Raw genomic sequence first — 13,734 nt, 5'->3', positions numbered from 1 at the left:
CGCGCGAGGGGAACTCGATGGTCCTGTCGATGGGGCCGCAGCACCCATCGACGCACGGCGTTTTACAGCTCGTTCTCGAGATCGAGGGCGAGAACGTCGTCAACGTCGATCCCGAGATCGGCTATCTGCACACCGGCATCGAAAAGACCGCCGAAAATCTCTTCTGGTCGCAGGCGCAGACCGTCATCGAACGCATGGATTATCTGGCGCCCGAGTCCAACTCGCTGTGCTACGTTCTTGCCGCCGAAAAGCTGCTCGGAATCACCGATCGCATTCCTTCGCGCGCACAGGTGATTCGCGTGCTCTTTGCCGAGTTGACGCGCATCGCGTCGCATTGCGTCTGGCTCGGGACGCATTGCATCGATCTCGGTGCGCTCTCGGTGTTCTTTTACGCCTTCGACCTGCGCGAGAACATACTCGATCTGCAAGAGGAAGCCGGCGGCGCGCGCATGCACCCGAACTACCTGCGGATCGGCGGATGCAACGGCGATCTGCCGGAGGGATTTCTCGCGAAGCTCGACGCGTTGATCGAGAAATTTCCGGGACGCATGGCCGATCTTCGCGGGCTCCTGCAAGCGAACCCGATTTTTCAAGATCGTACGATCGGCATCGCGAATCTCAGCGCGAGCGATGCCGTCGCCTGGAACGTCACCGGGCCGTCCCTGCGCGCCACTGGCGTCGCGTACGACGTGCGCCGCGCGTTCCCGTACTGCGGATACGAGAGCTACGAGTTCGACGTGCCGACGCGCACCGACGGCGACGCGTACGCGCGTTTTCTCGTGCGCCTCGAAGAGATGGAACAGGCGCATCGGATCCTGCAGCAAGTGCGAAAGCGGCTCGACGCGCCGGGGCCCGTCATGATCGACGACCCGAAGGTTGCGGCGCCTCCCAAGGAGACGATAGCGCTCTCGATGGAGGCGCTGATCCACCATTTCAAGATCGTCAGCGAAGGCTTTCGCGTTCCACCGGGTGACGTCTACCAATCGGTCGAGTCGCCGCGCGGCGAGCTCGGTTTCTATCTCGTCAGCGACGGCGGAAACCGCCCGTATCGCGTGCGCACGCGCCCGCCGTCGCTCTACAACCTGCAGGCGATCAAGGCAATCGCTCGCGGAAATCTGATCGCCGATCTCGTCGTGACGATCGGTTCGCTCGACCCCGTCTTCGGTGAGGTCGACCGGTGAACGAGCGCGAAGCGGCATTCCCCGCGTTGCTCGCGCGGCTGCGCCCGCAGTGCGAGGCGCTCGCCGCCCAGTACGAGCAAAAGCGCTCGGCCCTGCTGCCGATCATGCATCTCTTCCAGGAGCACGAAGGGTTCGTGAGCCTGCAAGCCATGCGCGCGGTCGCCGAGATGCTCGAGCTCACGCCCGCGGTGGTCGAGTCCACGGTCTCGTTTTACACGCTGTTCTATCGTAAGCCGGTTGGGAGATACATCGTCCAAATCTGCCGCGGTCTTGCGTGCAGCATCAACGGCGCCGAAGACGTGATGCGCATCTTCCGCCGGAGACTCGGCATTGCGAGCCTCGAGACGACCCCGGACGGGCTCGTCTCCTACGAAGAAGTCGAGTGTCTCGCGGCGTGCGATCGCGCGAGCTGCGCGCAGGTGAATCTGGAGTTCGTATACGAGCTCGACGAAAGGGCGATCGACGAGATGCTCGCGGCGATGCGCTCGGGGACGTACTCGACTGCCCCGATGGCGCAGTCCGACGTTCCGGAACGCTCGTGGAGCGTGGCGCAGAACGCCGAAGTCGCGCGCGGGCGCAAGTCGCCGGGAGCGGTGGGGACGCCCAGCCCGGACAACGCGGGCGGCGTGGGAGACGAAATCGGCATCATCATGCTGGACCGCATCGCCGAGCGAGACGTTTCGTTCCACGGCGCAACCCGCGAACGCGCCGTGCGCGAAGCGCGCGACGTCGTTGCCGTCCTTGAAGAAGAACGAAAGAATGCCGGTCACTAAGGTTCTCACCGAAGGCATCGGCGAGGTGGATCTGCGCTCGATCGACGTCTATCGCAAACGCGGTGGCTACGAGCAGTGGACGCGAGCGCTCGCATCGCTCACGCCGGAGCAGGTCATGGAATACGCCGACAAGTCCGGCTTGCGCGGCCGCGGCGGCGCCGGCTTTCCCACGGGGCGCAAGTGGAGCTTCCTTCCGAAAGTGGACAAGCCGCGCTATCTCGTCTGCAACTCCGACGAGGCCGAGCCGGGTACGTTCAAAGATCGCATGCTGATCGAGAACGTGCCGCATTTGGTTCTCGAGGGGATGCTGCTCGGCGCGTACGGCATCGGCTCGCATCACGCATTCATCTACATTCGTGGCGAGTTCAAGGAAGGATATCGCGTCTTCACGCGCGCGCTCGAGGAGGCGCGGGCGGCCGGATTCGTCGGTAAGAACGTGCGCGATAGCGGATACGACCTCGAGGTGACCGTGCACCGGGGAGCGGGTGCGTACATTTGCGGTGAGGAGACCGCCCTGTTGAACTCGCTCGAGGGCAAGCGCGGCGAGCCGCGCCTGAAGCCGCCGTTTCCCGCCGTCGAAGGCCTGTACGGAATGCCGACGGTGGTGAACAACGTCGAGACGCTTGCGTATCTCGTGCCGATTCTCGCGCGCGGCTGGGAATGGTTCGCCGCCGTCGGCACCGAGCGGAGCAAAGGCTACAAGATCGTCTCCGTTTCCGGACACGTGCAGCGTCCGGGCAACTACGAAGTGCCGCTCGGTACGCCGGTGCGAGAACTGATGGAGCTCGCGGGCGGCCTGCGCTCCGGCCGTACGCTGAAGGCGATCCAGCCCGGCGGCGGCTCGTCTGCGTGCATCTTCGAAGAGCAGCTCGACCTGCCGTACGATTACGAGTCGCTCGCGAAGGCAGGCACGATGCTCGGTTCCGGCGCGATGGTCGTCTTCGACGACACGACCGATTTCGTGAAAGCCGCCTACAACCTCGTGCGCTTCTTCGCGCACGAATCATGCGGACAGTGCACGCCGTGCCGCGAGGGCGGCCACTGGCTCGAACTCGTCCTCGAACGTTTCGTCGAGGGCCGCGGATTGCGCGGTGATATCGACATGCTGCACCGCGTCAGCGCGAGCATCACCGGCATCAACCTCTGCCCGCTCGGCGATTCGATCGAGCCGTTCTTGAAGTCCGTGCTGAACCGGTTCCCCGAAGAGTTCGAAGCGCGTCTCATGAAGGAAGCCGTTCACAGCCGATGACGGAGCTGATTACGCTGACGATCGACGGCGTCGAGCTCGCCGTGCCGAAGGGCACGCTGCTCGTCGAAGCCGCCCGCACGGTCAGGCAAGAGATTCCCGTCTACTGCTATCACACGAAGCTCGGACCGGCGGGGCTCTGCCGCGTCTGTTTGGTCGAGATCGAAGGCATGCCCAAGCTGCAGATTGCGTGCAACACGCAGGCTGCGGACGGAATGGTGGTACACACGCGCAGCGAGAAGGCCCACGCGGGTAGGGCGACGGTCGTCGAGCTGTTGCTCGTAAATCATCCGCTGGATTGCCCGATCTGCGACAAGGGCGGCGAATGCGACCTCCAGGATTACGCGATGGCGTACGGGCGCGGATCGTCGGACGTCGTCGATCCCAAATACAGCAAGCCGAAGGCCGTGGACCTCGGGCCCACGATCGTGCTGGACGAGGAGCGGTGCGTCGTCTGCCAGCGCTGCGTGCGCTTCGACGACATCATCGTGCGCGACCCGCAGCTCGTCGTCAAAGATCGCGGCTACCGCGACATCATTGCCACCGCTACGGGCGCACCGTACCGGCATCATTTCACGGGCAACGTCACCGAGCTCTGCCCGGTCGGCGCGCTCACTTCGAAGACGTACCGGTTCAAGTCCCGCCCGTGGGATCTCGATCGTACGGAGACGAGCTGCACGCAGTGCTCCGTCGGCTGCCGGCAGAACGTCGACGTGCGCTACGGTACGCTCATGCGCACGATGACGGTTGCGGAGGACGACGCGATCTCCGACGGCTGGCTCTGCGACCGCGGGCGGTACAACATCGGCTTCTACGAGTCGCGCGATCGGCTGACGCAGCCGTTGTACAAGAGCGATGGCCGCTTCGTGCAGATCGCGTGGAACGCCGCGTTCGATCTCTGGGCCTCGGCGTTGCGTGCCGCTTCGAAGACGCCGGAATCGTTCGGCGCGATCGGCGGCGGCCGGTTGACGAACGAAGAAGCGTACGTCCTCCGGCACCTTTTTGAGAGGCTCGGCACGCGGAATCTCGATTGGCGCGCCGGGTGGCAACGTCAAGCGACGCCGGGCGCGCGCGCGGGCAGCATCGCCGAGGTCGAGCGCGCGCAGGTCATTCTCGTCGCGGGAGAGAGCCCGGCCGAACTCGCGCCGGTGTTCGATCTGCGCATACGCAAAGCGGCGCTACGCGGCGGCGCACGCGTACGCCAGGTAACGGATCCAGACGACGCCCGCGCGCAGGCCGGCGATGCCGAGCGCGTCGCGCTCGTGTGGGACGGCGTCGATCTCGCGTTGGGAAAGCGGTTGTACGAGAGTCTGTCGGCGCTTCCGGGACTGCGCACGTACGTGGTGGGCGAGCAGCCCAACGCGCGCGGCGCCGAGGCGATGGGCATGCTGCCGGCGGAGGGCGGACGCGACACGTTCGGCATGTTCGCCGACGCTCGCGAGGGCAAGATGGCCGCGCTCTCGCTCTTCGGCGTCAATCCGGTTCGCACGGCACCCAACGCGCAAGACGTGTGCGCGGCGCTCGATGGCGCTGCCTTCGTCGCCGCGAGCGAGCTTTTCATGACGCAGACCGCGCAGCGTGCGACGCTCGTGCTGCCGGCGAAGGGTGCGTTCGAGAAGAGCGGCACGACGACGAACTTCGCGGGCGACCTGCTGCGGCTCAAATCCTCACTCGTCGCTCCCGAGGGCCCGCTCTCGGATCTCGAGATGCTCGTCGGCCTCGCGCGTGCGCTTCGGATCGAGCTGCCGACGGTGGAAGACGTCGAGAAGGCCGTGGGCGAGCGTGCCGCGCGAGCCGAGAGCTTCGGTTTCGGCGATGCGCGTTACGGCGTCGCGCACGAGGGCTCGCCGCCGCCGCGGCGCCTATTCTCCGGCGGCGGCACGTGCGCGCACGACGATCGCATCGCCGCGCTCTGCGAGGCGCCGGCATAGATGCCGCTCTGGATCATCGTGTTCGTCAAGTCCGCGATTCTGCTCTTGGTCGTGATTACGGCATTTGCGTATGCAATGCTGGCGGAGCGGAAGATCTTGGGGTGGATGCAGCTTCGGCCCGGTCCCAATCGCGTCGGCCCATGGGGGCTGCTGCAACCGGCAGCCGACGCCGCGAAGCTGATCTTGAAGGAAGATCTGATGCCGCGCACGGCCGATCCGCTGCTGTTCCGGCTCGCGCCGTTCATCTCGCTGCTGACCGCGTTTTCGGTCTACGCGATCATCCCGTTCGGCGCATCGCCGGCCGGCGTATGGGCGATCGGCAACGTGAACGCAGGCGCGCTGCTGCTGCTCGCGATCATGTCGATCGGCATCTACGGAATATCGCTCGGAGGATGGGCGTCGGGGTCGAAGTACCCGCTGCTCGGCAGCGTGCGGTCGATGGCGCAGATGATCAGCTACGAGCTGGCGATGGGGCTCTCGTTCGTCGGCATTCTGCTCGTTGCCGGGACGACGTCGCTCGACGGCATCGTCTCCGCCCAGCGGGGCCTCTGGTTCTTCATTCCGGAGGCGGTCGCGTTCGTCGTGTACGTCATAACGGCGATCGCCGAGACGAATCGCGCACCGTTCGATTTGGTCGAGGCAGAGACCGAGCTCGTCGCCGGGTTCCACACCGAGTACTCCGGGCTGCGCTTCGGCTTGTTCTTCATCGCCGAATACGTCAACATGCTGACGATCTCGTGCATCGCTACCTTGCTCTTCCTCGGCGGATGGAATGCGCCGTTCGGCTGGACGTGGCTGCCGGGCGTCGTGTGGTTTCTGCTGAAGGTTGGGGCGTTCATGTTTTTCTATATGTGGCTGCGGGCGACGTTGCCGCGCATTCGGTACGACCGCCTGATGGCATTCGGGTGGAAAGTGCTGCTGCCGGTCGCAACGCTGAACGTGATCGTCACCGCCGTCGTCGTCGCGCTGCGGAGTTAGGGTTTTCGAAGAACATGGCAACGCAAAAGCGCCTCTACAATGTCGCCGCGATCCTCAAAGGGCTGTCGATCACGTTCGGCTTCATGTTCAAGAAGAAGCCGACGATTCAGTATCCTTCCGTTCGCAAGAAGCACGCGCCCCGTTTCCACGGGCTGCACGAGCTTCGCCGCTACGAAGACGGCAAGGAGCGCTGCATCGGCTGCGAGTTGTGCTCGAGCGCGTGCCCCGCGAACGCCATCACCGTCATCGGCGCGGAAAACGCGCCCGACGACCGGCGCTCTCCGGGAGAACGGTATGCTGCACGCTACGAGATCGACGAGCTGCGCTGCATCTTTTGCGGGATGTGCGAGGAGGCGTGTCCGACCGACGCGATCGTGCTCACGCCGCGCTTCGAGATGTCGGACTTTCGCCGCGGGGCCCTGATCTACGCAAAGGACCGCCTGCTGGTGCCGCCGGATGGTGGCGTCGGAGCGCCGCCGGACGACCGGCCCGGGGGCATTCCCGCAGATCTGGGAAGCGTTGCCGAGACCAAATCGACGACCGATCCGCAGACCGGATACGACGCAACGTACAACGGATCGCTGTTGAAATGAGCGCGCTCTTTTGGATTCCGGCTGCCGTCATCGTGTGCAGCGCCCTGTGGACGATCGCCGCGTCGAAGCCCGTGTACAGCGTCGTCGCGCTCTTGCTGAACTTTGCCGCGCTCGCGGTGCTCTTTCTCTCGCTCTCGGCTGAGTTCTTGGCGATGATTCAGATCATCGTGTACTCTGGCGCGATCCTCGTGCTCTTTCTCTTCGTTATCGCCTTGCTTTCCAGCGGCGTCGCACCGATCGCGCTCGGTCCGGACCGGCTCTCGCGCCTTGCCGGCCCGGCGTCGTTCTTCATCGCGATCGCTTTGGGCTTGGTCCTGGCGGCCGTTCTCTCGTCACATGCGCCGCCGGCGCACGCCGCGGCGCTCGCGGGGCCGGCCGGCGCGCCCGGCGTCTTCGGCAGCGTCGCGGATTTCGGGAAGGCGCTCTTCACGACGTACCTCTTGCCGTTCGAGATCACGGCGCTGATTCTCATGGTTGCCGTGGTCGGCGTCATCGTGCTTGCGGGGGACGAGACGCCGTACGTAGCGACGCGCCGGCGAGCGGAGCAAACGCGCAAAGAGGTGCGCGAAGCGATCGCGCGCGAGGGAGACTGATGACGGTTGGCCTGCTTCCCGCTCCCGCTTCCGACTACGTCGCGCTCTCGGCGGTGATGTTCTTCATCGGCGTCGCTGGCGTCGTCGTGCGCCGCAACCCCCTCGTGATGCTGATGAGCATCGAGTTGATGTTCAACGCCGCGAACCTGGCGTTCGTCGCCTACGCACGCGTCTGGCTGAATAACGCGGGGCACGTCTTCGCGTTCCTCGTGATTACCGTGGCGGCGGCAGAAGCGGCAATCGCGCTGGCGATCGTCGTCGTGACGTTCCGAACGTCGGAGCGCGTCGACGTCGACGACGTGAGGACGTTGCGCGGATGATTCTGATCGCACTGCTCCTTCCGCTCGCCGGCGCGGTGCTCTGCTGGGGCCTCGGCCCGTGGCTGCGTTCGTGGGCCGGCTGGCTCGCGACCGCCGTCGTTGCCGCGTCGTTCGGCCTGATCCTCGCAACGGGAAGCGGCTCGCAAGCGCTCTTCTCGTGGATGCCCGGCTTCGATTTCGGCCTGACGCTCGATCGCCTTTCGCTGCTCTGGGCGCTCATCATCACCGGCGTCGGCTTCCTGATCCACCTCTACTCGATCGGCTACATGCACGGCGACCGGGCATTTGCGCGCTTCTTTGCCTACATGAACTTCTTCATCTTCGCGATGCTGCTACTCGTGCTGTCCGACAACTGGATCGGGTTGCTCGTCGGGTGGGGCCTCGTTGGGTTGGCCTCGTATTTTCTCATCGGCTTCTGGTTCGAGCGGCCGTCCGCAGTTGCGGCCGCGCGCAAGGCGTTCGTCATCAACGTCGTCGGCGACGTCGGAATGATGTTCGCGATCTTTCTCATCGTCGCGAACGTCCACTCCATTCGGTTTTCGGACACGTTCTCCGCGGTTGCGACGCTCGGGACGCCGGTGCTGTACGCGATCTGCTTCGGCTTGTTCGTCGGCGCGGCGGCGAAGTCGGCGCAGGTACCGCTCCACACGTGGCTTCCCGACGCGATGGAGGGCCCGACGCCGGTCTCGGCGCTGATTCATGCCGCTACCATGGTGACCGCCGGCGTCTATCTCGTCGCGCGCTGCGCGCCTCTCTGGGATCAAAGTGCATCGGCGCAGATGCTCGTTGGAACCGTCGGCGCGCTGACGGCAATTGCCGGCGCGATTCTCGGTGCGTCGCAGTGGGACATCAAGCGCATTCTCGCGTACTCGACGATGTCCCAAATCGGGTACATGATCATGGGCGTGGGCGTGGGCGCGTACGCCGGCGGGATCGCGCACTTCTTCACGCACGCGTTCTTCAAGGCGCAGCTCTTCTTGGCGTCGGGCATCATCATCCACGCGCTGAACAACGAACAGGACGTGCGTCTCATGGGAGGCCTCAGGAAGCGCATGCCGCTCGCGTTCTGGGGAATCTTGACCGGCGTGCTCGCGATCAGCGGGATCCCCGGCTTCAGCGGCTTCTTCAGCAAGGATCAAGTCATCGCCGGCGCGCTCGCGCACGGCCACCCATGGATGTATGGCGTCGGCATCCTCACCGCCGGCATCACCGCGTATTACATGTTCCGGCTCTTGTTCGTTACGTTCTTGGGCGAGTATCGCGGTAACGTGGATCCTGCGGCGCTCGGCATCGTGCGCGAGCGTACCGTCGTGCGCGAGCCGCAGCACCACCAGCCTGCGGCCTGGATCATGGGAATTCCCGTCGCCGTGCTCATCGTTCCCACCGTTTTTTCAGGCTGGCTGCTCTTCGGATCGAACGCCGCGCCATCGCTCTGGACGCGCTTCTTCGCGGTGCAGTTCGCGCCGGCCGGTACCCCGCCGGTACCCGTTGCGGAATGGATTACGACCCTCATCACGTTTGCCGTGGTGCTCGCAGGAATCGGCGTTGCGGCGTGGCGATATGCAACGCGCGGAGCGCAGGCGAACGCCGTCGCGCGTCTTCGCGACGAAACGTTGCGCATGCCTAAGGTGCTCGTGCACGCGTACTACGTCGATGCGCTGATCGACGCCGTCTTCGTGCGCGGAGCGCAGATTCTCGGCTCGCTCTTCGCACGCGTCGTCGATCCGTACGTCGTCGACGGAGCGGTTCGCGAGAGCGTGGCTTCGGCACAAGCGCTGGGCACGGCGATGCGCGCCCTGCAGAGCGGCCTCGTGCGCGCATACGCTTTCGTGCTCGTGGTGGGCGCCGGGTGCTTCCTCGCGTATTACTATTTCGTGGGGGCGCGATGATGTCGCCGCTCGTCATCGTCGTCCTGCCACTGGTCGCCGGGGCTTTGCTCTTCCTCCTACCGCGCGACGACGTCAGGATCTCGAAGGCTGCCGGTGCAGTCGTCGCGGCGGCGCTCGTCGTCCTCACAATTGCGGGACGAAACGAATCCTGGACGTGGCGCTGGTTGACGCATCCGTTCGTCGCCAACCTGCATTTCGGCGCAACGTACCTCTCGCATTGGCTCCTCGTGCTGCTCGCGCTGTGCACGTTCGGCGCGATCGTCGCGACCAACGTCGCACGCACGCGCAGCATGGTAGCGGCGTTGCTGCTGCTCGAAGGGACGATGGCAGGCCTCTTCCTCGCGCGCGATCTCCTCGTCTTCGCGTTGTTTTGGGACGCGATGCTGCTCCCGGTCTTCTTCGTGATTCTTTCGTGGGGCGAGCACCCGTCCGTTGCGTGGCGGTACTTCATCTACAACTTCGCAGGCGGGTTGGCGCTCTTGCTCGCCGTCGCCGGCTTCGGTGCCGTCTTCGGCACGACCGACGTCATCGGCAACAGCACGTTCAACGGCGCGATCAGCCCATGGGCGCCGTGGATTCTTGCCGGCTTCGCGTTCGCGTTTCTCGTGAAGACTCCGGTATGGCCGCTTCACACGTGGATGCCCGCGACCTATGCCGCCACGCCCGCGCCGATGGTCGCCGTCGTGAGCGCGGTGCAGTCGAAGGCCGGCCTGTACGGTTTCCTCGCGATCACGCTGGCGCTTTTCCCATCGTACCTCACGGCCGAGGTTCCGGTGCTCGTGATTCTCGGCGCGATCTCGCTGCTCTACGGCGCCTTCGTCGCGCTCGTGCAGAGCGATATGAAGCTCGTCGTCGCGTATTCGTCGCTCTCCCACTTGGGATTGATCGTGGTCGCGATTGCGTCGCGCGATCCGCTCGCGTTGCGCGGAGCACTCGTCTACATCGTTGCGCACGGCCTCTTCAGCGCGGCGCTCTTCCTCGTGCTCGGCTTCATCGAAGAGCGCGAGGAGACGCGCTCGCTCGGTAGACTCGGGGGACTCGGCTGGACCAATCCTCGCTTGACGGGTGCGTTCGGCATCGCCGCGCTTGCGGCGCTGGGCCTTCCCGGCCTTGCCGGATTCGTAGGCGAGCTGATCATTCTCATCGGCGTCTATCAGGGCGGATACGCGTGGGCCGCGATGCTCGCGCTCGTCGCGATCGTCACCTCTGCCGCCTACATGCTGCGCTTGCTGCAGGGCGCGACGCAGGGCCCGGAAGTTCCCGATCTGCCGGTGCGCCGAGACCTGACGTGGAGCGAGGGCGTTGCGCTCGCGCCGCTGCTCTTTGCGCTGCTGTACTTCGGCGTTTATCCGCATGCGCTGCTCGCCTCGGGATGGCTGCACCCGTGAGCGTGAGCGTCACTGCTGCCGACTGGGCGGCGGTTCTGCCGGTCATGGTGCTCGGCATCACCGGTTTAGCCGTGCTGCTCGCCGACCTCGTTGCGCGCGATGATGTGCCGCGGTATGCGGCGATCCTCCTCGCGGTCGTTGGAACGATCGTCGCCGGCGTGCTGTGCTATCAGCAGTACGGCACGCAGTACGCGGCGTTCGGCGGCGGATTCGTCGTCGACTACGCATCCGTGATCTTCGAAGGGCTCGTTCTGTTGGCGACGCTCGGCTCCGTGATCCTCTATGCCGCGATCGGCGACAAGCGGCACGTAGCCGGCGCGATCGCGCTCATGTTGTGGAGCGCGAGCGGCGCCATGGTGCTGGCGGGAGCCGGCAACCTGATGACGGTCTTCCTCGGACTCGAGCTGCTCTCGCTCGCACTCTACACGCTCTGCGGCATGTCCGAGCGCGCCGGCGCGCGAGAAGCCGCGCTCAAGTACCTCATCCTGAGCTCGACGGCGTCGGGTTTCTTACTGTACGGCATGGCGTTGCTCTTCGGTGCGACCGGGAGCATCGCGCTGGCTTCGCTCTCCAACCCGGTCCTTGCGTCGAACCCGATCTTTTGGATCGGCGTCGGCGCGTTTTTCGTCGCCATTTGCTTTAAGCTCAGCCTCGTACCGTTTCACACGTGGGTGCCCGACGTGTATGAGGGCGCGCCACTGCCGGTTACGGCCTTCATGAGCGTCGCGACGAAAGCCGGCGTGCTCGCGGTGCTCGCGCGCGTTCTCTTGTGGTCGCTGCCGCCGCAGCACGCATCGGCGTTGCTCTTGCCGGTTTGGATCGTCGCCGGCATCTCGATGATCGGCGGCAACGTGGCAATGCTCGCCCAGACCGATCTCAAGCGCATGCTCGCGTACTCGGGCATCGCGCAGATCGGCTACGTTCTCGCCGCGCTTGCCGGCGCAAGCACGCAAGGGTTCGATGCGGCGCTCTATTACTTCGCGGCGTACGCGTTCATGAATCTCGGTGCCTTCGCGGTCGCATCGATGCTTTCGAGCGATCGCGAAGAGGGCGCGCTACTGACGAACTATGCCGGCTTGGCGTATCGGCGTCCGTGGCTCGCCTTCGCTATGTCCGTGTTCCTGCTGGCGATGGCCGGCCTGCCGCCGACGGCTGGATTCCTCGGAAAGATCTTCATCCTACGCACTACCGTGGAGACCGGCTATATCTGGCTCGGCATCCTGCTCGTCGTCGGAACGGCGATCTCTCTGTACGCGTACGGCCGCATCGTTCGCGCGATGTACGCGCGCGCGTCGTATCCCGTGCACGACGCGAAACCCTTCGTGCCGCTCGCCGCGGTGAGCGCCGCGCTCTGCGCGGTCGCGGTAATCGTGCTGACGTTCTTTCCGTTTACGCGCTAGGGGTTCCCTAGGTCTTCCGGGCGATCGCCTCGATCTCGACGCGCAAGCCGAGCGGTAGCGCTCTGACGGCGATGGTCGAGCGCGCGGGTTTCACGGCGTCGAAGTACGTCGCGTAGACGGCGTTGACGGTGGCGAAGTCGTTCATGTCGACGAGAAAAATCGTGGTCTTCACGACGTCGCCATAATCGAATCCAGCCGCACGCAGCACGTTTCCAAGATTTTTCAGCGTCTGGTCCGCCTCGGCCGCGACGTCGCCATCGATGCGCGTGCCGGTCTTGGGGTCCATCGCGCCCTGACCGCTGCAGAAGAGCCATTTTCCGCTGCGAATCGCTTGGCTGTACGGTCCGATCGGAGCCGGGGCACCGGCAGTGAAGACGGGTTTGCCGGGCATCAGGCATTCACCGCGTCGCGCTTCATCGTTCCCTTGAAGCTCATCGGTTCTTCTTCGATGCCGAAGTTGCGCGCGTACAGCTGCTCGATGGTCGTCATGTCCTCGTCGCTGAGCGGGGGCGCCTCGGGTGCGCTTGCGAACTCGCGCAGCTGCGCGGAGTCGTAGATGTTCGGAAGGACGGTCATCACGCGCGGCTCTTTGAGCAACCACTGAATTGCGGCTTGGCCGAGCGTTCGATCGGGCAACTCGAGAAAGCGCAACTGCTCGACTTTCTTGATGCCGTTGAGCAGCCACGAGCGCGGGCGATGCCGGCGATGATCGTTCTCGGCAAAGACGGTCTCTTGCGTGTAATGCCCCTCGAGCATGCCGCTCGAGTGCGGCACGCGAATCATGAAGCCGGTCTGGGCGTGCGCGTCGTATGCCGCTCGGATCTGCGCGTTACCCGGAAACTGTTCGAGCGCACTCCAGATGATCTGGAGCGACGGGCAGTTGCGCTCCACGACCGCGTCGACGCCCTCGAAGAGCCAGCCGATGGCCGGCCCGAGCGCAACGCCGTACGTGCGGATCTTGCCCTCGCGCTTGAGATCTTCGAGCAGCTCCCACAGCGCGTCGTCCTCGACTTGCGCCATGCGCGCGTTGTGCATTTGGTAGATGTCGACGTAATCGGTCTGCAGGCGCCGCAGCGACGCTTCCAGCGCGCGGCGCACGAACGGAGGCGAGAAGTCCTGCGCCAGCTCGAACTGGCCGCGCCGCTCGTTCGCGTTCTGCGAGGAGATGTCGTAGCCGAACTTCGTCGCATAGACGACGCGCTCGCGGCGTTCGCCGAAGGCCTTTGCCAGCTGCTCCTCGCTGCGGCCGTTGCCATACGTGTCGGCGGCATCGAAGAACGTGACGCCGAGATCGTAGGCTTCGCGCAGCAGTGCGACGGCTTCGTCGTCGCTCTTCTGGCCCCACCATCCGGTCGAGGTGGTCCAGAGGCCGAAGCCGACTTCGCTGACGCGAATCGTGGAGTTCGGGTACGTGCGATATTTCATCGGGCGGGGCTTCTCCG

General features: G+C 65.0%; 13 protein-coding genes. 11 read left to right on the top strand and 2 right to left on the bottom strand.

What is annotated here, in order from left to right:
• Nucleotides 1–17: 17 nt before the first annotated feature.
• The 11 genes from nuoD to VMV82_04005 are packed head-to-tail and all read left to right on the top strand — an operon-like array spanning nt 18 to nt 12,292.
• The gene (gene nuoD / locus VMV82_04055; protein ID HUY40723.1) at nt 18–1,181 is read left to right on the top strand and encodes an NADH dehydrogenase (quinone) subunit D; all 1,164 of its coding nucleotides are present in this window, start codon (nt 18–20) and stop codon (nt 1,179–1,181) included.
• Entirely contained in the window at nt 1,178–1,954 is a 777-nt protein-coding gene (locus VMV82_04050) for an NAD(P)H-dependent oxidoreductase subunit E (GenBank protein HUY40722.1), read from the top strand. The genes nuoD and VMV82_04050 overlap by 4 nt, the downstream gene beginning before the upstream one ends.
• A complete protein-coding gene (gene nuoF / locus VMV82_04045; protein HUY40721.1) occupies nt 1,941–3,203 on the top strand; it encodes an NADH-quinone oxidoreductase subunit NuoF in 1,263 nt (420 codons plus the stop codon). Before VMV82_04050 ends, nuoF begins: the two co-directional genes overlap by 14 nt.
• Nucleotides 3,200–5,131 (top strand): molybdopterin-dependent oxidoreductase, encoded by a 1,932-nt coding sequence (locus VMV82_04040; GenBank protein HUY40720.1) that lies wholly within the window; start codon nt 3,200–3,202, stop codon nt 5,129–5,131. Before nuoF ends, VMV82_04040 begins: the two co-directional genes overlap by 4 nt.
• Nucleotides 5,132–6,109 carry an NADH-quinone oxidoreductase subunit NuoH gene (nuoH, locus tag VMV82_04035; GenBank protein ID HUY40719.1) on the top strand — a complete coding sequence of 326 codons (978 nt, stop codon included), beginning with the start codon at nt 5,132–5,134 and terminating at the stop codon, nt 6,107–6,109. It begins immediately after the preceding gene.
• Nucleotides 6,110–6,123: 14 nt separating this feature from the next.
• On the top strand, nt 6,124–6,702 hold the full coding sequence (nuoI, locus tag VMV82_04030) for an NADH-quinone oxidoreductase subunit NuoI (GenBank protein HUY40718.1): 579 nt from the start codon (nt 6,124–6,126) through the stop codon (nt 6,700–6,702).
• Entirely contained in the window at nt 6,699–7,295 is a 597-nt protein-coding gene (locus VMV82_04025; GenBank protein ID HUY40717.1) for an NADH-quinone oxidoreductase subunit J, read from the top strand. The genes nuoI and VMV82_04025 overlap by 4 nt, the downstream gene beginning before the upstream one ends.
• A complete protein-coding gene (nuoK, locus tag VMV82_04020) occupies nt 7,295–7,615 on the top strand; it encodes an NADH-quinone oxidoreductase subunit NuoK (GenBank protein HUY40716.1) in 321 nt (106 codons plus the stop codon). Before VMV82_04025 ends, nuoK begins: the two co-directional genes overlap by 1 nt.
• Complete coding sequence (gene nuoL, locus VMV82_04015; GenBank protein HUY40715.1) at nt 7,612–9,504, top strand: NADH-quinone oxidoreductase subunit L; 1,893 nt, start codon at nt 7,612–7,614, stop codon at nt 9,502–9,504. The genes nuoK and nuoL overlap by 4 nt, the downstream gene beginning before the upstream one ends.
• Nucleotides 9,501–10,892 carry an NADH-quinone oxidoreductase subunit M gene (locus tag VMV82_04010; GenBank protein HUY40714.1) on the top strand — a complete coding sequence of 464 codons (1,392 nt, stop codon included), beginning with the start codon at nt 9,501–9,503 and terminating at the stop codon, nt 10,890–10,892. Before nuoL ends, VMV82_04010 begins: the two co-directional genes overlap by 4 nt.
• On the top strand, nt 10,889–12,292 hold the full coding sequence (locus VMV82_04005; protein ID HUY40713.1) for an NADH-quinone oxidoreductase subunit N: 1,404 nt from the start codon (nt 10,889–10,891) through the stop codon (nt 12,290–12,292). Before VMV82_04010 ends, VMV82_04005 begins: the two co-directional genes overlap by 4 nt.
• A gap of 7 nt (nt 12,293–12,299) precedes the next feature.
• Here the strand turns inward: VMV82_04005 and VMV82_04000 are convergent, their stop codons facing one another.
• Together VMV82_04000 and VMV82_03995 are read right to left on the bottom strand one after the other, a co-directional pair.
• Nucleotides 12,300–12,683, bottom strand: a complete 384-nt coding sequence (locus tag VMV82_04000) for a RidA family protein (GenBank protein HUY40712.1) — start codon at nt 12,681–12,683, stop codon at nt 12,300–12,302.
• Nucleotides 12,683–13,717 (bottom strand): aldo/keto reductase, encoded by a 1,035-nt coding sequence (locus VMV82_03995; protein HUY40711.1) that lies wholly within the window; start codon nt 13,715–13,717, stop codon nt 12,683–12,685. Before VMV82_03995 ends, VMV82_04000 begins: the two co-directional genes overlap by 1 nt.
• Nucleotides 13,718–13,734 lie beyond the last annotated feature (17 nt).

Source organism: Candidatus Dormiibacterota bacterium, assembly GCA_035532035.1.
GTDB lineage: Bacteria > Vulcanimicrobiota > Vulcanimicrobiia > Vulcanimicrobiales > Vulcanimicrobiaceae > Tyrphobacter.
The sequence above is the reverse complement of the archived record's forward strand: the minus strand, read 5'-3'. Positions and strand labels throughout refer to the sequence as shown.

Bases quoted from the DNA above. Each gene is read 5' to 3' on its own strand.
- VMV82_04040 (HUY40720.1), top strand. From the start codon at position 3,200: ATGACGGAGCTGATTACGCTGACGATCGACGGCGTCGAGCTCGCCGTG.
- nuoH (HUY40719.1), top strand. From the start codon at position 5,132: ATGCCGCTCTGGATCATCGTGTTCGTCAAGTCCGCGATTCTGCTCTTG.
- VMV82_03995 (HUY40711.1), bottom strand. From the start codon at position 13,717: ATGAAATATCGCACGTACCCGAACTCCACGATTCGCGTCAGCGAAGTC.
- nuoD (HUY40723.1), top strand. From the start codon at position 18: ATGGTCCTGTCGATGGGGCCGCAGCACCCATCGACGCACGGCGTTTTA.
- nuoF (HUY40721.1), top strand. From the start codon at position 1,941: ATGCCGGTCACTAAGGTTCTCACCGAAGGCATCGGCGAGGTGGATCTG.
- VMV82_04000 (HUY40712.1), bottom strand. From the start codon at position 12,683: ATGCCCGGCAAACCCGTCTTCACTGCCGGTGCCCCGGCTCCGATCGGA.
- VMV82_04010 (HUY40714.1), top strand. From the start codon at position 9,501: ATGATGTCGCCGCTCGTCATCGTCGTCCTGCCACTGGTCGCCGGGGCT.
- VMV82_04025 (HUY40717.1), top strand. From the start codon at position 6,699: ATGAGCGCGCTCTTTTGGATTCCGGCTGCCGTCATCGTGTGCAGCGCC.
- nuoI (HUY40718.1), top strand. From the start codon at position 6,124: ATGGCAACGCAAAAGCGCCTCTACAATGTCGCCGCGATCCTCAAAGGG.
- nuoK (HUY40716.1), top strand. From the start codon at position 7,295: ATGACGGTTGGCCTGCTTCCCGCTCCCGCTTCCGACTACGTCGCGCTC.
- nuoL (HUY40715.1), top strand. From the start codon at position 7,612: ATGATTCTGATCGCACTGCTCCTTCCGCTCGCCGGCGCGGTGCTCTGC.